The organism is Sphingorhabdus sp. YGSMI21, from assembly GCF_002776575.1.
In the GTDB taxonomy this organism is placed as follows: domain Bacteria; phylum Pseudomonadota; class Alphaproteobacteria; order Sphingomonadales; family Sphingomonadaceae; genus Parasphingorhabdus.
The window spans coordinates 2577905-2596936 of record NZ_CP022548.1; the positions used below are offsets into that span (position 1 = coordinate 2577905).

Genomic DNA, 19032 nt, shown 5'->3' on the forward strand with positions numbered 1-19032 from the left:
TGCCGGTGCGGCTCAGAAGTTGAACCGCATGTCGACGCCATAGGTGCGCGGGGCTCCAAGCGGCCCGACAAATTCCGCGCCGTAAAAGCCGCCGGTCAGGATCTGGTTGGTGAAATAGGTCTTGCCCGTCAGATTGTCTCCGAACAGCCGGATGCCCCATTTGTCGTCCGCACTGGTGAAGCCCAGGCTGGCGCGGAGCAGGCCATAGCTGTCCTGCGATGCCGCTTCGATATTGAAGACGGTGAAGTAGATCTTGCTCTGCCAGTGATATTCGGCGCGCGCGGTGACGGTGCCGCTGTCGCCCACCGGCTGCTCGATCTGGCCGGCAAGGCTGAACTTCCAGCGCGGCGCGCGCGGCAACCGCAGGCCGTCGAGATCGGTCTGCAACGAACCGGCCGGCTGCGATAGCGGGGCCGGCCGCAGGCTTTCGGTCAGCGTGCCTTCGGTAAACTGCGCATCGACATAGGTCAGCGCGCCTTCCAGCCGGAAGAAATCGGTCGGGCGGGCCACGGTCTCGACTTCGAAACCGCGCACGCGGGCCTTGCCGACATTGCGGATCAGCGGCTGGTTACCGACGCTGTCCTGCGCCTGCAAATTGGTGTAGTCATACCAGAATGCCGAGGTATTGAGCATCAGCGCCCGGTCGAGCAATTCGGTTCGCGCGCCGATTTCATAGGACCAGATTTTTTCCGGCTCGAACGGATCGCGCTGGCTGCTGCCGATATTATAGCCGCCGCTTTTGAAGCCGCGCTGGATCGACGCATAAAGCAGCACATCGTCATTCGGCTTGAAGTCGATACCCAGCTTGGGGGTGAAGGCGCGGAAGGTCGATGGTCCGTTCACCGGGCCGATATTGAAGCCGAACGGATCGGGTTGCAGCGTGTCCGGATCTTCCGACACCGCGTTCGGGAACAGGGCCACATTGGGGCCGACGCGCATATCGGGGAGCATCACGAGATCGAAATTCTGCCGGCCGTTGCGCGTCTCCTCGCTATAGCGCCCGCCGAGCCGGACGGTGAGCTGGTCCGAGACATTCCATTGCGTGTCGAGATAGGCCGCCCAGGCCTTGGTGTCCTGCTCTCCGCTCAGATGCAATTCGCAGCACAGGTCGGAATCCGGGAAAACAATGGGGAAGGTGGGAATGACCCCGGCGTTCTGCAGATCGGTCAGCCCCTGGATGAGAATGGGCTCCCAGAAATTGCCGAATATGTCATTGTCGATCACATTGGATTCTTCGAAATAATAGGCGCCCGCGATCCAGGAGAAAGGCTCGTCGACGGGCGAGCTCAGCTGCACTTCGCCGCTCCATTGCCAGTGATCCTCTTCGCGCCCGACATAATTGACATAAGCATCCGACAAATCGAACTCGTTTTGGGAAATCGGGTTGGTGTCCCGGTAGCTGCCGATGACCTTCAGATTATAGTCGGCGATATCCCAGTCCAGCGTCGCGCCGAGACCCCAGTTTTCGACCTTGTTGAAATAGTCCGTGTCGGCAAAAATATCCCGGGATCCGGCTTCGGAGACACGGCCCGCATTTTTCATGGCGAAATAGGCCAGGGTCTGCGCGCCTTCCCGGCTGTTGTACCAGTCCGGTATCTCGTCGCCATAGCCCGCGCTGGCGTAGAAATAGGCGTTGGCCTTGTCATTTGCGCGATAATAGTCGCCATTCAGGGTCAGGGTCGCGTCGGGGGAGAGGTCCGCCTCCACCGTCAGCCGGATCGCATAATCTTCCTTGTCCTCGACCCTTTCGGTGCTGTCGTCGGGCCGGGTGACCGTCGCATAGCCACCGCGATCTTCCCATTGAAACGCAAGACGGGCGCGGACGCTGTCGCCCAGCGGCCCGCTCAGTGCGCCGGCCAGGCGGAAGCGGTCATAATTTCCGGCCGTCAGCTGGAGATTACCTTCCAGGACGTCGGTCGGCCGGTTGGTGACAATATTGACGGCCCCGCCGGTGGCGTTGCGACCGTAAAGCGTGCCCTGCGGTCCGCGCAGAACCTCGATACGTTCGATATCGAAAAATTGCGGGCCGATGGCGGCGGGCCGGCTGATATAGACGCCGTCGACATAGGTCGCAGTCGAACTGTCGGTACCGGCGATGATCGACGGTGTCCCGATACCCCGGATGAAGATCGACGTATCCCCCTGATAGGTCGAAATCTGGACGCCGGGCGCGATCGCGCCGACTTGCTCAATGGAGGTGATCGACCGGTTTTCCAGTTCATCGCCCCCGAAAGCCGTAATCGACAAGGGCACATCCTGAAGCGACTGGTCGCGGCGATTGGCGGTCACGATGATGACATCACCACCTCCGTCCCGCGCTTCATCGCTCGCATCCTGCTGGGCGTAAAGCGGCGTTGATACGGTCGTCATGGCGAGCAGGCTGGCTGTTGCGAGCACCGCTTTCCTGTTGTTTCGAATGTTCATATTTTCCTCCCTCATGCGGTGTTTCTGTTCACCTTTGTTTTTGAAAATTCTGTGCCTCTATTCCCGTGCGCGAAATATTACCGGGTTGCTGTGCAGGCCGTGGTTGAGCAGGCTGACATCCTGCCAGACCGCTTCGCCCGCGCGTTCGACCTGGCTGTAACGTTCTCTCAGCATCCGTGCGGTGGACTCTGCTTCCAGCTGCGCCAGTGGCGCGCCGAGACAGCGGTGGATGCCGTAGCCGAAGCTCATATGGCGATTGGCATTCTTGCGGTTCAGCCGGAACTCATAGGGCTCCGGAAAAGCCTCGGGGTCATAATTGGCGGCACCGAAAAAACAGGCGACCCAGTCGCCGCGCTTGATGTCGGCCTTGCCTATGGTGATGTCGCGGGTGGCGACCCGGAAAAGGCGCTGTGGCGGGCCGTGAAAACGCAGGGTCTCCTTGTAGATCGCGTCGAACTGGGACGCGTCCTCGACGAAGCCCTGCCAGATCTCGTCGAAGTCGGCGAATACGGCGATCAGATTGCCGAGGTAGAAAGAGGTCGTCTCTGCCCCGGCCACAGTGGCCGTCATGCAGAAACGGACGATTTCGTCGAAGGACAGGCGGTCGCCGTCCACCTCGGTGCGAATGAAGGCGTTGAGCAGGGGGCCAGGCGTCTCCTCGCCTTTCGCAATCCGGTCCATATGGTCCCGGACATGCTGCGCGAAAAAGGCCATGGCTTCTTCATTATAGGCCTGCCGTTCCTGCGGGCTGATGTTGGCCGACAGCATGAAGGCGGTCGCCCAGTTGCGCACATCCCGGTCCATTTCATCCGGCATACCGAACAGAAAGGCCATCACTCTGCTCGGCAGCATGGCACAATAGTCGCTCATAACGTCCACGGGCTGATCGGTGACGAAGAAATCATCCATGCTTTTGCTGACCAGCGCGTCTACCGCCGGTGCCAGCGATTTGATGGATGCAGGCTGGAAAACCTTGCTGGCAATCTTGCGCAACCGCGTATGTTCCGGCCGGTCGTGATTGACCAGCATCAGGGAAGGCGCGGAAGATTCCTCCTGCAAGCTGTCGCGCGAGGAAAAGCTGTCATGGTCCCAGGCAACGGCGGCGACATCATCAAAGTTCAGCACCACCCAGGATGGTTTGGGTTCGTCCACTCCTGGCATCGTGCCGGGAGGAAAATCGCGATAACCGAAGAGCGGCGATTGGTCGCGCAGCAGATCATAATATGGATAGGGATTCCGGATCACGTCCGGACGGCTCAACTGGTCGACGCCAAATGCGGTTTTCATCTATCCTCAATCCCTGAAATTTATTATGTCTATAGGACATAGTGTCCGTGAGACATAATATGAATCGGAAAAGGATTTTGTCAACCGGTCTCAGGATTGCGGGGTGGGTTTAAGGGTAAAATACTGATATATAACAAGGAATATCAGATTATTGCCTTGGTGTCCGGTATGTCGATCAATCGTCGGGCAGGTGCGATATTGCCAATAATGCTGGAAGATTAGACTTTGGCTGGATATTGGTTCATCCCTCTACTTGATTCGTCATCAGGAAAACCTGACGAATATCCCAACGATGGAGCATCGAGTGAAGCAGCAGTCTGATTTCGGCATAGACTATCCGATCAAGCGGGAAACTGCCCCGAAAAACTTTCTCAAGCTATTCTACCCGTTTCATTATTCGGTCGGCATGGCCGTCGAAAAACATCTGAGCGGGCCGGACCTGACCCGTCACCAGACCGTGATCCTGTGGATCATCCATTCCAAGGGCGAGGGCGGACACACGATCCATCGCAAGACCATCGAGCGACTGATCGGCGAGTGGTACGAACTGGGGAGTCCGGCTATTTCAAAGGTCCTGCGCGCAATGGCGGACAAGGATCTCAATCTGATTTCGATCAAGGAAAGCAAAGCATCGGCCCGGGAAAAGATCATTCGCCTGACGAAAAAGGGACAGGCAACCGTGAATGAAATGATCAACCGGACAGAGGCTTTCATCGGGTTGATCTCGGACGAACTGACCGATGACGAGATCGCCATTGGAATGGAATTCATGAGCCGGGTTGGCGCTATCGTGGAAAGCGGGCTGGCCGGCCGGAAACCCTGATTTCGATAGGTCTGGCCCTCGTAGCGGCCGGCATGGCGCGCGATAAATTGATGTCCTACAGCAGGGCGATCATGATAGGGGGGCATTATGTCTGAACGTCAGCCTTGCCGATATTTCCCTTCGTTTGCCAACAGGTTGGTCGGGTTTTTTGATGCGGGTGCCAAAGTGTTTTTCCTTTTCTTTGACACTGTAAACTTTGTAAAGTTCATCAGACTGGCCCCGCCCAATATGAACAGTGGTGGCCAATCCATATTCGCGGGTGCGCCGCAATGATTGTCCTTCGAACTTACCGGAGTTTTTTCTGATGCTGCCTTCGCTGATTGTGCTGGACGATTTCATCGCCGATCCGCTGGCGGCGCGCGATGCTGCATTGGCGCTCGACTATGATCCTGAAAACAAGCAGGGCAATTATCCGGGCCATATCTCGACCAGACCATTGGAAATACAAGGACTCAATGAACGGATTTCCGGGATCATCAACGCGCCGGTCAAGGCCGCTCCCAATACCAGCCATCTGCATTGCCGGGTGACGCTGAAGGGCGACAAGGGCCGCAGCGGCGTGCATATCGACCCTGCTTTCTATTCCGGCATTCTCTATTTGTCGCTGCCCGAACATTGCAAGGGCGGGACCGAGTTTTTCCGCCACAAGCGTACCGGGCTGGAACGGCTGCCGACCGATATGCCGGGGATCATGAAAGCCGGCTATTCCGATATAAATATGCTGATCGAGGATGTGGTGAACAGGGATACCAACCATCCGGCGAAATGGACGAAGGTGATGACCGTGCCGATGCGCTTCAACCGGCTGATCCTGTTCAGCCCGTGGATGTTTCACAATAGTGGCATGGCCTTTGGCAAGACGCCGCAGGACGGGCGGCTGGTCAACCTTATGTTCTTTGCCAAGGGATAGCGGTGGCTGCCTATCAATGGTAAGTCGCTACAATGAATGGCACCCCAGCGAAGGCTGGGGCCCAAACCAATGAAGGTGGGGTAACCGATAGCCACCAAAAACCACCGACCCGACGAAAAAAACAGGAGACCCTTCCCATGTCACAACCGATATCCAGAACTTTCGCCGCCTTGCTGCTCGCCGCTTCTCCGCTCGCGCTGTCCGCCTGCAGCCAGAGCAACGCGCAGGAAGCGGACCGCTTTGCTTCGGTCGAGATCAAGGCCGAACCTCTGGCCGAAGGGGTCGCTGTTCTTTTCGGTGCCGGCGGCAATATCGGCGTGTCCTACGGGCCCGATGGTACCGTATTGATCGATGACCAGTTCGCACCGCTGACGCCGAAGATCCAGGCGGCGATCGCTGACCTTGGCGCGGAACCGGTGACCTATCTGATCAACACCCACTGGCACGGCGACCATAGCGGAGGGAACGAGAATTTCGGCAAGGCCGGCGCGCTGATCATGGCGCATGACCATGTTCGCGAGCGGATGCTGGGTATCCAGAAGTCGGGACGCGGCAATGATCCGGCGTCCCCGGTCGAGGCCTTGCCCACCGTCACCTATCATGACGGTCTGAAGCTGCATCTCAACGGCGACGAAGTGCAGGTCATGCATATGAAACACGGCCATACCGACGGCGACAGCGTCATCTTCTGGAAGAAAGCCAATGTGCTGCACATGGGTGATCTGTTCTTCAACGAGGTGAGTCTGCCCTTTATCGACCTCAACAGCGGCGGCAATGTGCGCGGCGTGCTGGCGGCGGCAGAGAAGGTGCTGGCCATGGTGGATGACGATAGCAAGATCATCCCGGGCCATGGACCGATGGCGACCAAGGCCGACCTGATCGCCTATCGGGACATGCTCAAAACGGTGATCGGCGCGGTCGCAAAGGCGCAGGCCGAGGGCAAATCACTGGAAGCGGTGCAGGCGATGAAACCGGCGGCGCGGTGGGATATCAACCCTGATGCCTTCATCAAGGGCGATGCCTTTGTCGAAGCGGTCTACAAGAGCTTGCAGCAGCCGGATCATGTGGAAGACCACGCCCACTAGTCAGAGAGTCGCGGCCTCGATTTCTTCGCGCAGGGCGGCGATCAGCGGTTTGACCCTGGTCAGCCGCGGCTCTTCCTCGTCGACGATCTTGCGGAAGATGGTCTTCTTGAAGTCGAGGATCGTATCTTCAGCGGGGCGTTTGGAGACGGGCAGGGTGGAGAAGATGATGTCGATCATCCGCTCGGCCCCGTGCAGTCGGCCCCAGAGATAGTCATTCTCGCGGTAACTGCGGCTGAAAAAGGCGCCGAAATTGTTGAATTCTATGCCTTTTAATGTCGCCGCCACGCCGCCCTTGCGGATCGTCTTGGCATCTTCGGGAGAGATGCGGTCGACCTTGATCGGATCGAATTCGTCCAGCCCTTCACCCTGCAGCAGCGGCAGCGTGGCGATGTCGTAGAAGGGGAAGCCGAGGAAGGCGAGCAGCATCGAGCGCTTCTCCGCCTTCGGGACCACCGCCAGCGCTTCGGCCAGCCTCGCGTCGACAATCGCGTCGGCCGAGGTCAGGTCGCGGGCCTTGGCCAGCGCATCCAGCATGGTTCCGGGATGTTCCTCCGCCTCCTCGGCGAGACTGACGAAATCATCGCCGAGATAGTCGATCGTCTCGCGCTCGATATAGAGTGAAAGACAGTCATAGATGACATCGTGCATGCCTTCCATCACCTCGGCAGCGGCCGGATCGGCGCGGTCGAGATCTTCGGCAAGCTGCCGCGCCATGAAGCGCAGCCGCCGCACCCGGAAGCCGAGATCATGCTGCCGGAAAAACTCGGCCGCCGGCTTGGTCGGTCCGCCGCTCTTCTGCCCGACATTGTCGAGGCCGAGGCGGCGTATCTCGGCCCATAAAGCGCTGCGCAGGCCGGGGTGGTTGTGCCCGTTGGGATCGGATTTGGCCCGCCGGATGGTATGGGCGATATCCTCGATCACCGTCGCCAGCTTGAGATGGCCATAGGCGCTGTAGGAAAAGCCGGAAAGCTTGGCCGCCTTGTCCCGCGACTTGCGACGCCAGGCGGCGACTCGTGCCGGCGTCGGCCGGTCGAGGAAAAAGGTGCGTCCGAACAGGCTCTCGACATGCTGCTCGACCTCGCCGCGCAGATTCTCGGTGATCAGCCGCATCTGGATGATCCGGTTCGATCGTCCGGCAATGGCGTTGAGATTGTCGCGGATCGGCTGCTCACGGGGGATGTTCGAAATCGCCCCGAAGATCGTCGAGAAGAAACCGGGCAGCGCCTCATTCTCGGCCTCCTGCGCCGCCTGCAACCGCTGTGTCGCCTTGTCACTCTTGGCGACATCGAGATCCGGGCGCGGGTCGATATAGACGAAACGCCGGTCGACCTCGCGTTTCGCGGGCCGGTTCTTCAACGCCTCGATCGCCTGGGCAAAGGGCGCGTTGGCGAGGACCGAACCGTCGATCAGCACCGTATCCTCCGCTGTTCCGGCGCGAAACTGGTTGGGCAATATCCGTTTGAGAAAGGCGGAACGTCCCTCCCAGACATAATCATGGTCTTCGAGCAGCCCGTCCAGCTCCCGCACCGTGAACGGCGGAAAGGCGCCTGGGAAGCTGGCGGTGGCGCGACCGGCAAAGGTCAGCGCCGCCGGATCGGCAATTGCGTCGTCCCTCTTGCCTCTGGTCGAAAAGCCGATGGTGATCCGATGCTCCATCTCGAGCGCTTCGGGCGGGCTGTGCAGCTGCAGCTTTTCCGGATGGCCGACGAAATCGGTGACCGTGACGAACAGGTCGAGCGGCTGGCCCGGCGGCAGCAGGCGTGGCCCGCGCTCGGTTGCCCGGACCGCGGCCAGCGCGTCCCAGATCAGGCCGCTGAACACCTTGCCGCCAAAGGGCGGAGCGAACCAGCGCGCGCGGACAAAGCGCGACAGCTTCATCTTGACCTCTTCCTGCGCCTCTTTCGAGACGGTCTGTTCGACCGCGCCGCCCTTGCGGCCCAGCGCCATCCAGGCAATCGGTTCGGCCCAGAATTTCGAGAAACGCGACAGCGGCCGCGCATCCGGATCGAGCAGCTTGTCGACATCGGCGGTGTCGAGCCACAAGTCGGTCAGCGGATCGAGCGACTGGCCCGACAGGATCGCCTGAGACAGGAATATCCCGTTGATCCCGCCGGCGCTGGCGCCGGAAATAATGTCCGGCAGAATGCGCAGCCGCGTGCCCGTCTCCTGCTCCAGCCATTCGAGGATGTCATAATAGATTCCGCGGCTGCACTGGTCGATCCGCGCGCCGTCGTGGAAATCCCGGCTGGCCTGCGCCAGCTTCCAGATTTCCTTGGTGATGCCGTGCATATAGATGGCCAGACTCACGCCGCCATAGCAGATCAAGGCCAGTCTGAGTTCTTTCTGCCGCATGGCTTTTAACTACAGGATGGCGGGGAGGGCGCAACCCGTAATGCACCGCATGGCCTTTGTCGCAAGAAGCCGCCGGATGTGGGCCCCGCTTCTACCTAACAAGCAGGGCTTTCCTACACCCGAAACTCTTTGCTATGGTCGATCCATGAACCGGAAACAGGATAGTCATGCGGGCGAGAGCAATCTGGTCCTTGGCTTTTCGCGCATCTTCACGAGCTGAAATCATTTTCGCCTTTAGGGGGTGTGACCCGTGTGACCCTGTTTTAATTTTTGAGGCAAAAGCACTGGCGTTCCTTATTTGTTCTGCTAGGTAAATCCCATGGCCAAAGCGAAGAAAAAATATGTCTGTCAGAATTGCGGCTCGATCGCGCACCGCTGGGAAGGACAGTGTAGTGATTGCGGCGAGTGGAATACGCTGGTCGAGGAAGCGGGCGAAACGGTGTTCGCATCCAAGCATAATCTGCAGACCGGCGGGCGCGAGGTGCGGCTGGTCGGGCTGGATAGCGAAATCGCGCTGCCGGACCGGAAAAAGACCGGTATCGCCGAATTTGACCGCGCCGTCGGTGGTGGTCTGGTGGCTGGATCGGCGACCCTGATGGGCGGTGATCCGGGGATCGGAAAATCGACACTCTTGCTGCAGGTATCTGCGCGATTGGCCGAGGCCGGGCTATCCGTGGCCTATATTTCCGGCGAGGAAGCGGCGGATCAGGTGCGGTTGCGGGCAAAACGTCTGGGGCTGGGCAAGGCACCGGTGAAGCTTGCCTCGGCGACTTCTGTCCGTGACATATTGACGACCCTGGGCCGCGACGCGCCGGATTTCGTCGTGATCGATTCGATCCAGACCATGCACAGCGATCTGATCGAAGGCGCGCCGGGGACGGTCAGCCAGGTACGCGCGTCGGCACAAGAAATCATCAAATTTGCCAAGGAACATGGCACGATGGTGATGCTCGTCGGCCATGTCACCAAGGATGGCAATATCGCCGGTCCGCGTGTGCTCGAACATATGGTCGATACGGTGATGAGCTTTGAGGGCGAGCGCAGTCACCAATATCGTATCCTTCGCTCGATCAAGAACCGCTTTGGCGGCACCGATGAAATCGGTGTGTTCGCGATGGAAGAAAAAGGCCTCACCGAAGTGGCCAATCCCTCCGCCCTGTTCCTCACCGACCGCAGCGAGGAAGTGACCGGCGCTACCGTGTTCCCGGCAATGGAAGGCACAAGGCCGGTGCTGGTGGAAATACAGGCGCTGACGGTCCGGCTGGCGAGTGGCGCAACCCCGCGGCGCTCGGTGGTCGGATGGGACAGTTCGCGGCTGGCGATGATCCTGGCGGTGCTGGAAGCGCGCTGCGGGCTGAGCTTCTCCGGGGCGGAAGTCTATCTCAATGTTGCGGGGGGCTATCGGCTCACCGATCCCGCTGCCGATCTGGCGGTGGCGGCGGCGTTGATCTCGGCCCATGCCGAGCGTCCGATGCCCAGCGATGCCGTGATCTTCGGCGAAATCGCGCTGTCCGGCGAGATACGCCCGGTCTCGCGCACGCCGTTGCGGTTGAAGGAAGCCTCCAAGCTCGGTTTCGACCGCGCTCTGATCCCGGCGTCCGGCGAAAAAAGCAGCGACAGCATGAAGAAGCTGCAATTCGCCAAACTCGCCAATCTCGTTGACCATATGCTCGACCGTGACTAGCTAGAGCCCATGACGGGTCTTGATATATTTGTACTGGTTCTGATGGGCGGCGCCGCGGTTCTCGGATTCCTCAGGGGATTCGTCCAGGAAGCGCTTTCGCTGATCGTCTGGATATTGGTCGTGATCGGGGTGCGGATGCTGCATATGCCGATCTACGAGCGGCTGATCAGCCCGGTGGGCAGCGAGAGCGGAGCCTCGGTGCTGGCGTTCGCGTCGATCGTGATTGTCATCTATGCGCTGGGCCGCTGGCTGGCTCGCTCGATTGGCGCGCGCTCTCGGAAATCCGTACTGGGTCCCATCGATCGCGTGCTGGGTTTCGGTTTCGGCATGATCAAGGGCCTGATAGGCGCCACGCTGATCTATCTGCTGGTGGTACTGGTCTATGACACAATCTATAGTGCGGATGAGCCTCGACCGGAATGGCTCGAGGCATCCCGCACCTATCCACTGCTCCATGCGAGCGGAAAGGCGATGATAGACTTTGTCGAGGAACAGCGGAAAGCGGACGACGAGCAAGCGGTAACGGATCAATGAGCGGCGTGCTTTACACCCGCGAGATTCTGCGTCTGGCCGTGTCGATTCCGAATCAGCAAAGACTGGATAAACCCGATGGCACGGCAGAACTTCGATCGCGGACCTGCGGCAGCAAAGTCACGGCGGACGTGATGCTCGGCGATGACGGCGCGCTGCAGGATATCGGTCTCGAAATAAGCGCCTGCGCGCTGGGACAGGCCTCTGCCGCCATTTTGGGGGCGCAAGCCATCGGCAGGACGGCCGCGGATATCAGCGCTGTGCGAGACAATCTGGCAGCGTTTCTGGAGGGATCAGGCACCTCTCCCGGCGAGTGGCCGGATATGGATAAACTGGCGGCGGCCCGGGATCACAAGGGCCGTCATGCCGCGATATTGCTTCCCTATGATGCGGTGATCGCGGCTTGCGCCAATGCCGCTGCCAAACGAAAGGCGGCCTGATCGATGGAAAGCGAAACCCATATGGCCGATCTGTTGCTGGGCGGCTTCGTCATGCTCGGCGCGGCTCTGGTGATGGTGCTGATCTTCCGGCGGTTCGGCATCGGTGCGGTTCTCGGCTATCTGATTGCAGGGGTCCTGATCGGGCCGCATGGCTTCCAGCTGATCAGCAACGCCCGGACGATCCTGGAATTTTCCGAGATCGGCATCATACTCCTGCTCTTCATCGTCGGGCTGGAACTGGCACCGGCGCGCCTCATGCGCCTACGGCAGGCAATCTTTGGCCTGGGCATGAGCCAGGTGGTGTTGTGCGGTATCGCGCTATTCCTGCTGATCATGGCGACAACCAATTTCACGCTGGCGGCATCGATTGCCATTGGCCTGCCGCTGGCGCTCTCCTCCACCGCGCAGGTGCTGCCGATGCTGCAATCCTCCGGCAGGCTGAACACGCCGACCGGGGAGAAAGCCTTCTCGATCCTGCTGTTTCAGGATCTCTCGATCATTCCGCTTCTGACCATCATCGCGGCGCTTTCGCGCGCGCCTCAGGACGAAGGCGGCCCGTCCGGATGGATGACCGCATTCTACGCGATACTGGCTATCGGCGGACTGATCCTGGCCGGCAAATATCTGTTGCAGCCGCTGCTCAAGGTGATCGGCCGGATTGCCGAGCGGGAACTGTTCATCGTCGCCGGTCTGGTGGCCGTCCTCGGTGGCGCAACGCTGATGGAATTTATCGGGCTTTCGCCGGCCCTTGGCGCGTTTATCGCCGGGGTGATGCTCGCCAATTCGCCTTATCGGCACGAGCTGGAAGCCGATATCGATCCGTTCCGCTCGCTGCTGCTCGGCTTCTTCTTCCTCGCTGTCGGCATGATGCTGGACGTCAATGTCGTACTCGAAAACCCCGGCTTCGTGCTTGGCGCGGCGATTGTGCTGGTTGCCGTCAAGATCGCGATCATATTCGGGCTGGGCAAGCTGTTCGGCATGGAAACCAATCCGGCGCTGGCGATGGGCATGTTGCTCAGCCAGGGCGGAGAATTCGGCTTTGTACTGTTCTCCGAAGCCGAAAAGGCGCTGCTGATCGAACCCGAGGCCAGCAGCCTGTTCGGTGCGATCATCACGATTTCCATGGCCACGACACCCTTCCTGATGCTGCTCGCGCGCCGGTTCAGCAATGGTGGTACCAACTCGTCCACCAATCTCGAAGATCCGGCCAATGCCGACCGGGCGCCGGTGATCGTGGTCGGACAGGGACGGTTCGGACAGACGGTGTCACAAATGTTGATGGCTGCCAAAATTCCGCTGACGCTGATCGACATCAAACCGGAACAGATCGATCTTCACGAACGGTTCGGTGCCAAGGTCTTTTACGGAGACGGGACCCGTATTGACCTCTTGCGACGGGCCGGTGCCGATGACGCGGACGCCATCGTCTTCTGCATGGACGACCAGAATTTCGGCCCGGAACAGGCGCGGGCCATTGTGCAGTCTTTCCCGGAAACCAAGATGTTCGTTCGAGTCTATGACCGCCGCCAGCTGATCGCACTCAAGGGGCTTGGCATCGTCGGGATGAAGCGGGAGATGTTTGAATCGGCGATCCATCTCGCACGCCAGGCCATGTTCGCAATCGATCTGGACAGCAGCCTGATCGAAGAGGTGGAGGAGGAATTCCGTCAGCGCGATTGCGACCGTCTGGAAGCGCAGATGAAATCGGGCGGTGACATGCTCGCCGGTGCGGAACTCAGGTTCGAAAATAATCCGGGACAAAAATCCTGACGATCGGCCTGGCGGCGCTACTCAGGTCGATTCGTCCAGGAAGGCAGCAACGTCATCCAGATCGACGTCCTTGGCGAGGAAGGACTGACCGATACCGTTGGCAAGCAGGAAGGGCAGGGTACCGCCGCTCATTTTCTTGTCGTGCATCATATGGGCGACGAGCCGCTGGCCGGAAGCCCGCACCGAAGCGGTGGACAGGTCGTGTGGCAGATTGACCGCCTGCAAATGGGCTTTGACGCGCTCCGCATCCGCCGGATCGCAATGACCGCGGCGGACCGAATATGCAAAGGCCAGCGCCATGCCGGCAGCCACGGCTTCGCCATGGACCAGCTTGTCGGAAAAGCCCGTCTCGGCTTCCAGCGCGTGACCGAAAGTGTGCCCGAGATTGAGCAGGGCGCGACGCCCGCTGAGTTCCTTCTCGTCTTCGCCGACGATCTGGGCCTTGGCCCCTACGCTGTGGATGATCGCCTTGCTGAGAGCTTCCGGATCGCGGTTCAGGACCTTGCCGCCATTGGCTTCGCACCAGGCGAAGAAAGTGGCGTCGCTGATCAGGCCATATTTGACCACTTCGGCATAGCCGGCGCGCAATTCCCGGTCCGGCAGGCTGTTCAGCACGAGCGGGTCAATCAGCACGAAGCGTGGCTGGTTGAAACTGCCGATCAGGTTCTTGCCGGCTGAACTGTTGATCGCGGTCTTGCCGCCAACACTGCTGTCGACCTGCGCGAGCAGGCTGGTGGGGATCTGGACGAAGCCGCAGCCGCGCTTGACGATTGCCGCGGCAAAGCCGGTGAGATCACCGATAACGCCGCCACCGAGTGCCACCAGCGTATCGGAACGTTCAGCGCCTTCGGCCAAAAGCCAGTCGGTAACCAGTTCAAGCTGCCGCCAGCTCTTGCTCGATTCTCCGGCAAACAGGCTTTTGACGACAAGCGCGATCCCGCTTCCGGCAAAGGCTTGCTGCAATCGCGGCAGCAGATGCGCCTCGACATTTGCGTCCGTCAGGATGAACAGCCGCCGATTGCTGGCAAATTGCTGCAAATGCGTGGCGGCCTGATCCAGAGCCCCCGGCTCGACCAATATGGGATAGCTATGTTCGCCAAGTTCGACGGTGATCTGGGTCAACGCTGTAATGCCTCGATTATCTTTTCAACGGTTATCTCATGGGGCGAATCATTGCCCGTGACATGGATATGCGCGGTGGCATAAACGGGATTCCGGACCGCTGCCAGTTCGGCCAATATCTTTGCCGGATCGCCGGTTTTCAGCAACGGTCTGGTGTTGCGGCGGGCGACGCGCTTCACCAAAGTCTCCAGATCGGCATCCAGCCAGATGGAGATAGCCTTCTCGAGGATCAACGCGCGCGTTTCATCATTCATGAAGGCGCCGCCGCCAGTGGCGATAATCTGCCGTTCGCCCTCCATCAGCCGCGCGATGACGCGCCGTTCGCCGTCGCGGAAATAGTCCTCGCCGAAGCGGCTGAAGATTTCTTCAACCGTCAGTCCGGCGGCCTGTTCGATCTCCTCGTCGGCATCAACAAAACCGAGGCCCAGCCGTTTGGCCAGACGGCGGCCGACCGTCGTTTTGCCCACTCCCATCAACCCGACCAGCACAATCGGCTGATCCGGCACAAAATCCGGTGTTTCACCGGAATTTCCGTCTGATTTGTCGAAAGAGGCTTTTATGTTTTTGTCCATTGGGGCAAAGGCTATACAAGGGTTGGCTACGGGTGCAAATTCCAATGCTGGCTATGCTAGTTTTTTAACTGTTTGAAAGATTGAGTTACATCGATGCCGCGTCAGTTGGTTTTTCTAATTTTGTTTGTTGCAATCCTGATCGGTGCGGCACTGGCCCTTGCTTCGATGGATGTCGAACAACCACTGCAACCGGTTGAAAAGCCGGTAATTGGTGACGATCTGCAATAAGATGAATATGCGGATCAAGCATATTTCTTTGGCCGCTGTCAGTCTCGGCGCGCTCTTTGCGGCGATTCCGGTCTTGGGACAGAATTCTCCGGAATCGCTCCTGCCTCCTGGATTTGGCGAGCCCGCTCCTGCTCCCACCCCGGCCCCAAGGCCCACGCCTCCAAGTCTTCCGACACCCGCCCCTGCACCGATTCCGGCGCGGCCGGTCTCTCCTCCCGCAAGTCAGCCCTCCGGCGACGCCGCCGAGGACCGGAATGTAGAGGAAACCGATCTGGATCGGTCCTTACTGGCGCTGGACGAGAATGGGGAACTCGATCTGAACGCGTTGGATGACGCGCTCCAGCCCCAATATACCCTGTCCGCAGGCGAGCGGCGGTCGATGACGGAAATCGGCGTTCTGACTCCTAAATATAACGGTCTGCCAAAAGACGCTTTCGGACAAGAGGGCGGGCAATATCTGACCAATTTGATCAGAAACCTTCATGGTCCAATCATTTCCCGTTGGGGTTCCATATTGCTTCGCCGCACGCTGCTCAGCAAGGTTGTCAGTCCTGAAAATGTAAATCCGGCGGACTGGGCCGCCGAACGTGCCTGGCGGCTGTTGCTCATGGGTGAAGCCGATGCTGCCCGTTCGCTGGTTTTGAAGGTGGATGGTGGCAACTATACACCACGCCTTTACGAGGTGGCGATGCAGGCGCATCTGGCGACGGCCGACCCTGCTGGCATCTGCCCGCTGGTAGACGGGGGGGCTCGGGTCAGCGATGCGCCGACTTGGATCATGTTCCGGCCGATATGCGCTTCTCTCACCGGGGAGCAGAGCCGTGCGACCAGCCTTTTGCAACAGGCAAGGCGCGACAAGATTGCGACAGGCATTGATTATCTGCTTGCTGAAAAGACAATTGGTGCCGGGTTCGAAGGTCGGCGCGCTGTGACCATTCTTTGGGATGATATAGAATATTTCAACAACTGGCGCTTCGGCCTGGGCGCTGCGACCGGTGTTGAACCGCCGGATCGTCTATATGCACAGGCCGGACGCCATGTGCAGGGCTGGCGCGCGCGAGCACCAATGCTTTCGATCGATTCCCGGATGAAAGCAGCTGATATCGCCGCCGCGATCGGAGTATTCTCGAACCAGGCGATGATTGATCTGTACGCCGCTGCCTATGATGATCCGGAGACCGGTGATGACCGGAAGGCGCTGGCTTCGACATTGCGTCAAGCTTATACCAACGACACCGCACAATCTCGGCTCGATGCAATGCGCGATCTTTGGGGACGCTCCAACGGCTCGCTTACCCGATATTCCGCAAAGATATTGACCGCCCGTGCTGCAGCAAAAATCCCTCCCTCAGCCGCGCTGGGCGACGAGAGTGCCGATCTAATCGCTTCGATGCTTTCTGCGGGTCTTGACCGTAGCGCCGCACGATGGGCCGATATCGTCGATCAAGGGAGCGACGGCTGGGCGCTTTTGGTTGTTGCAACCCCGACGAGAGCGGCACCCGTCACCTATGATGCGCTGGATGATTTTGGCGGCAATGATGAGAGTGACGGGCAATTACGCAGCAAATTCCTGCTGGCTGCGGTCGCTGGACTGGGCAAAGCGGACCAACAGACCATTGACGAATTTGCGGCTGACCTGGATTTGAACCTGGGGCGCACCACGAAGTGGACGAGGGCGATCCAGTCTGCCGCGCGGCGCGGCCAGTCGGGAACGGTGGCATTGCTTGCCGCGGTTGGCATGCAAGGCCGCGACTGGAGCGCCATGTCGCCGTTGCATCTGTTTCACATCACGCAAAGCCTGAAGCAGGTCGGCTTGGAGCCAGAAGCGCGGATGATTGCAGCCGAAGCCCTGACGCGGACCTAGGCTTTGCTTTGACCACGATCAGGTCTATTCGGGCATGTTATGAGCGATGATGCCAATCTGATCGAACGATTTCTGGAGATGCTTGTGGCGGAAGCCGGTGCATCGCAACACACTTTATCGGCTTATCGCACAGATCTGCAGCAAGCATCGGAATTGACCGGCGGACGATTGTCCAGCGCGAATCGCGAAATGATCACGAGATTGCCGTCCCACTGGCGCAAGCTGCAGAATAGCACGGTGGCCCGGAAATCTTCCAGCCTGCGGCGCTTCTTCGGCTTTCTCGTGGAGGAAGGCTTTCGCGTCGATGATCCTTCCGATGCTCTTCCGACGCCGGGACTTGTCCGGTCCTTGCCGAAGACCCTGTCGCACGCCGAGGTCGCGGCATTGTTCCAGCTGATTGCGGATGGGTTGAAGAGCGAACCAGTCAAACCGTCGGTGGTCAGGCTTTCCGCGATTATGGAACTGCTTTATGGCTCTGGGCTCAGGGCAAGCGAACTTGTCGGTTTGCAGCGATCAGCGATTGTCGGCGACAAGCCCTTTCTGATCATTAGGGGCAAAGGCGACAAGGAACGGCTGGTGCCGATTTCCCATCAGGCCCGGAGCGCCGTCCGACGGTGGGCTGAACTTGTTGATTCCCGGGAGAAATGGCTTTTTCCTTCGCGAACGGGCCATATCAGTCGGGTCAGGCTGTTCCAGATCATCAAGGATCACGCTGCCCGGTCCGGGATAAACCCCACGAAGATCAGTCCGCATGTATTGCGCCATGCTTTTGCTACTCATTTGTTGGAGGGTGGTGCAGACTTGCGGGCCTTGCAGACGCTGCTCGGGCACAGTGACATAAGCACCACGCAAATCTATACGCATATCGACAGTGCCCGTCTGGTTGAATTGGTGAATAATCGTCATCCATTGAACCAGCTGGATCTCGCGCGTTGACGTTTTGCCTGTCCGGTTCTAACTCGTTTTCATGACATCTTATCTCGATTTTGAAAAACCGATCGCCGCCCTGGAAGCCCGAATTCTGGAACTCAGGGATACGGCTGACGAAGGCTCTCTTGATATCGAAACGGAAATCGAGAAGCTGCAGGTCAAATCTGCCAAAATGTTGAGCGACACTTATGCGAAATTGTCGCCTTGGCAAAAGACGCAGGTCGCGCGTCATCCGGAGCGTCCGCATTTCAAGGATTTTACCGCGGGTCTGTTCGACGAGTTCATTCCGCTCGGCGGTGACCGGAATTTTGGTGACGATCAAGCCATCATTGGCGGCTTCGCCCGATTGGGAGACCGCCGACTGGTAGTGATTGGCCATGAAAAGGGTGATAATACCGAAAGCCGCTTGCGGCATAATTTCGGGATGGGCAAACCGGAGGGATATCGCAAGGCGATCCGCCTGATGGATATGGCGGATCGTTTCTCGCTTCCCGTCCTGACGCTGGTTGATACATCCGGGGCTTTCCCAGGCGTGTCGGCCGAAGAACGGGGGCAGGCCGAAGCTATCGCTCGTTCAACAGAAAAATGCCTTTCGCTCGGCGTTCCCATGGTGGCCATCATCGTCGGTGAAGGCGGCTCTGGTGGTGCTGTTGCTTTGGCTGCGGCGGAAAGAGTGCTGATGTTCGAGCATGCTGTTTATTCCGTCATTTCTCCGGAAGGCTGCGCCTCAATTCTCTGGCGCACGGGAGACAAGGCCGATGTCGCCGCAGATGCCATGCAGATCACGGCGCAGAATCTCAAGAAACTGGGCGTTGTCGACCGGATCGTCGACGAGCCGGTAGGTGGCGCGCACCGCAACCGGACCCTGGCTATCGCATCGCTTGGTCGGGCGATTGAGGAAGAGTTTGAGCAGCTCGGAAAGCTTGATCGCGAAGAGCTGAGGCGGCTGCGGCGCGAGAAATTCCTGGAAATCGGGGCGCTTTGAGCAAGAGAATGTAGGTTCTGCGTCG

At 59.2% G+C, this 19032-nt stretch carries 16 protein-coding genes; 11 read left to right on the forward strand and 5 right to left on the reverse strand.

Annotated elements, in window-relative coordinates:
• Window positions 1-12: 12 nt before the first annotated feature.
• Both CHN51_RS12490 and CHN51_RS12495 read right to left on the reverse strand, forming a co-directional pair.
• Window positions 13-2424 (reverse strand): TonB-dependent receptor, encoded by a 2412-nt coding sequence (locus CHN51_RS12490; RefSeq protein ID WP_164089162.1) that lies wholly within the window; start codon window positions 2422-2424, stop codon window positions 13-15.
• Window positions 2425-2481: 57 nt separating this feature from the next.
• Window positions 2482-3711 carry a cytochrome P450 gene (locus CHN51_RS12495; RefSeq protein WP_100094311.1) on the reverse strand — a complete coding sequence of 410 codons (1230 nt, stop codon included), beginning with the start codon at window positions 3709-3711 and terminating at the stop codon, window positions 2482-2484.
• Between the two features lie 304 nt (window positions 3712-4015).
• Here CHN51_RS12495 and CHN51_RS12500 point away from each other — a divergent pair, with 304 nt between their 5' ends.
• The 3 genes from CHN51_RS12500 to CHN51_RS12510 all read left to right on the forward strand — a co-directional run bounded on the left by CHN51_RS12500 (window position 4016) and on the right by CHN51_RS12510 (window position 6529).
• Window positions 4016-4534: a winged helix DNA-binding protein gene (locus CHN51_RS12500; RefSeq protein ID WP_164089164.1), complete on the forward strand. Its 519-nt coding sequence runs from the start codon at window positions 4016-4018 to the stop codon at window positions 4532-4534.
• Between the two features lie 304 nt (window positions 4535-4838).
• A complete protein-coding gene (locus CHN51_RS12505) occupies window positions 4839-5444 on the forward strand; it encodes a DUF6445 family protein (protein WP_100095620.1) in 606 nt (201 codons plus the stop codon).
• A gap of 137 nt (window positions 5445-5581) precedes the next feature.
• Complete coding sequence (locus CHN51_RS12510; protein ID WP_100094313.1) at window positions 5582-6529, forward strand: MBL fold metallo-hydrolase; 948 nt, start codon at window positions 5582-5584, stop codon at window positions 6527-6529.
• Here the strand turns inward: CHN51_RS12510 and CHN51_RS12515 are convergent, their stop codons facing one another.
• A complete protein-coding gene (locus CHN51_RS12515; protein ID WP_100094314.1) occupies window positions 6530-8881 on the reverse strand; it encodes a patatin-like protein in 2352 nt (783 codons plus the stop codon).
• 319 nt (window positions 8882-9200) lie between these two features.
• On the opposite strand from CHN51_RS12515, the gene radA reads away from it, so the two are divergent.
• Genes radA through CHN51_RS12540 form a run of 4 tightly spaced genes read left to right on the forward strand, consistent with a single transcriptional unit; the run spans window position 9201 to window position 13306 of the window.
• Window positions 9201-10565: a DNA repair protein RadA gene (gene radA, locus CHN51_RS12525; RefSeq protein ID WP_100094316.1), complete on the forward strand. Its 1365-nt coding sequence runs from the start codon at window positions 9201-9203 to the stop codon at window positions 10563-10565.
• Window positions 10566-10574: 9 nt separating this feature from the next.
• A complete protein-coding gene (locus CHN51_RS12530; protein WP_100094317.1) occupies window positions 10575-11099 on the forward strand; it encodes a CvpA family protein in 525 nt (174 codons plus the stop codon).
• Window positions 11096-11536, forward strand: a complete 441-nt coding sequence (locus CHN51_RS12535) for an iron-sulfur cluster assembly scaffold protein (RefSeq protein WP_100094318.1) — start codon at window positions 11096-11098, stop codon at window positions 11534-11536. The genes CHN51_RS12530 and CHN51_RS12535 overlap by 4 nt, the downstream gene beginning before the upstream one ends.
• Before the next feature lie 3 nt (window positions 11537-11539).
• Window positions 11540-13306: a monovalent cation:proton antiporter-2 (CPA2) family protein gene (locus CHN51_RS12540; protein ID WP_100094319.1), complete on the forward strand. Its 1767-nt coding sequence runs from the start codon at window positions 11540-11542 to the stop codon at window positions 13304-13306.
• A gap of 21 nt (window positions 13307-13327) precedes the next feature.
• On the opposite strand, the gene aroB is transcribed toward CHN51_RS12540, so the two are convergent.
• Together aroB and CHN51_RS12550 are read right to left on the reverse strand one after the other, a co-directional pair.
• Window positions 13328-14428 (reverse strand): 3-dehydroquinate synthase, encoded by a 1101-nt coding sequence (aroB, locus tag CHN51_RS12545; RefSeq protein ID WP_100094320.1) that lies wholly within the window; start codon window positions 14426-14428, stop codon window positions 13328-13330.
• Window positions 14425-15000 (reverse strand): shikimate kinase, encoded by a 576-nt coding sequence (locus CHN51_RS12550; protein ID WP_100094321.1) that lies wholly within the window; start codon window positions 14998-15000, stop codon window positions 14425-14427. The genes aroB and CHN51_RS12550 overlap by 4 nt, the downstream gene beginning before the upstream one ends.
• A gap of 93 nt (window positions 15001-15093) precedes the next feature.
• Between CHN51_RS12550 and CHN51_RS20340 the strand changes: the two genes are divergently transcribed.
• From CHN51_RS20340 to CHN51_RS12565, 4 genes are read left to right on the forward strand one after another with little or no spacing between them, the layout of a single operon-like run.
• On the forward strand, window positions 15094-15228 hold the full coding sequence (locus CHN51_RS20340) for a hypothetical protein (protein WP_276308585.1): 135 nt from the start codon (window positions 15094-15096) through the stop codon (window positions 15226-15228).
• Window positions 15212-17092 (forward strand): hypothetical protein, encoded by a 1881-nt coding sequence (locus tag CHN51_RS12555; protein ID WP_240616719.1) that lies wholly within the window; start codon window positions 15212-15214, stop codon window positions 17090-17092. Before CHN51_RS20340 ends, CHN51_RS12555 begins: the two co-directional genes overlap by 17 nt.
• Before the next feature lie 39 nt (window positions 17093-17131).
• A complete protein-coding gene (locus CHN51_RS12560; RefSeq protein ID WP_100094322.1) occupies window positions 17132-18028 on the forward strand; it encodes a tyrosine recombinase in 897 nt (298 codons plus the stop codon).
• Window positions 18029-18059: 31 nt separating this feature from the next.
• The gene (locus CHN51_RS12565) at window positions 18060-19007 is read left to right on the forward strand and encodes an acetyl-CoA carboxylase carboxyltransferase subunit alpha (protein WP_100094323.1); all 948 of its coding nucleotides are present in this window, start codon (window positions 18060-18062) and stop codon (window positions 19005-19007) included.
• Window positions 19008-19032 lie beyond the last annotated feature (25 nt).

Coding starts and splice junctions, on each gene's coding strand:
- CHN51_RS12510 (WP_100094313.1), top strand. CDS start 5,582: ATGTCACAACCGATATCCAGAACTTTCGCCGCCTTGCTGCTCGCCGCT.
- CHN51_RS12495 (WP_100094311.1), bottom strand. CDS start 3,711: ATGAAAACCGCATTTGGCGTCGACCAGTTGAGCCGTCCGGACGTGATC.
- CHN51_RS12540 (WP_100094319.1), top strand. CDS start 11,540: ATGGAAAGCGAAACCCATATGGCCGATCTGTTGCTGGGCGGCTTCGTC.
- radA (WP_100094316.1), top strand. CDS start 9,201: ATGGCCAAAGCGAAGAAAAAATATGTCTGTCAGAATTGCGGCTCGATC.
- CHN51_RS12505 (WP_100095620.1), top strand. CDS start 4,839: ATGCTGCCTTCGCTGATTGTGCTGGACGATTTCATCGCCGATCCGCTG.
- CHN51_RS12515 (WP_100094314.1), bottom strand. CDS start 8,881: ATGCGGCAGAAAGAACTCAGACTGGCCTTGATCTGCTATGGCGGCGTG.
- CHN51_RS12565 (WP_100094323.1), top strand. CDS start 18,060: ATGACATCTTATCTCGATTTTGAAAAACCGATCGCCGCCCTGGAAGCC.
- CHN51_RS20340 (WP_276308585.1), top strand. CDS start 15,094: ATGCCGCGTCAGTTGGTTTTTCTAATTTTGTTTGTTGCAATCCTGATC.
- CHN51_RS12560 (WP_100094322.1), top strand. CDS start 17,132: ATGAGCGATGATGCCAATCTGATCGAACGATTTCTGGAGATGCTTGTG.
- CHN51_RS12490 (WP_164089162.1), bottom strand. CDS start 2,424: ATGAACATTCGAAACAACAGGAAAGCGGTGCTCGCAACAGCCAGCCTG.
- CHN51_RS12535 (WP_100094318.1), top strand. CDS start 11,096: ATGAGCGGCGTGCTTTACACCCGCGAGATTCTGCGTCTGGCCGTGTCG.
- CHN51_RS12550 (WP_100094321.1), bottom strand. CDS start 15,000: ATGGACAAAAACATAAAAGCCTCTTTCGACAAATCAGACGGAAATTCC.
- CHN51_RS12530 (WP_100094317.1), top strand. CDS start 10,575: ATGACGGGTCTTGATATATTTGTACTGGTTCTGATGGGCGGCGCCGCG.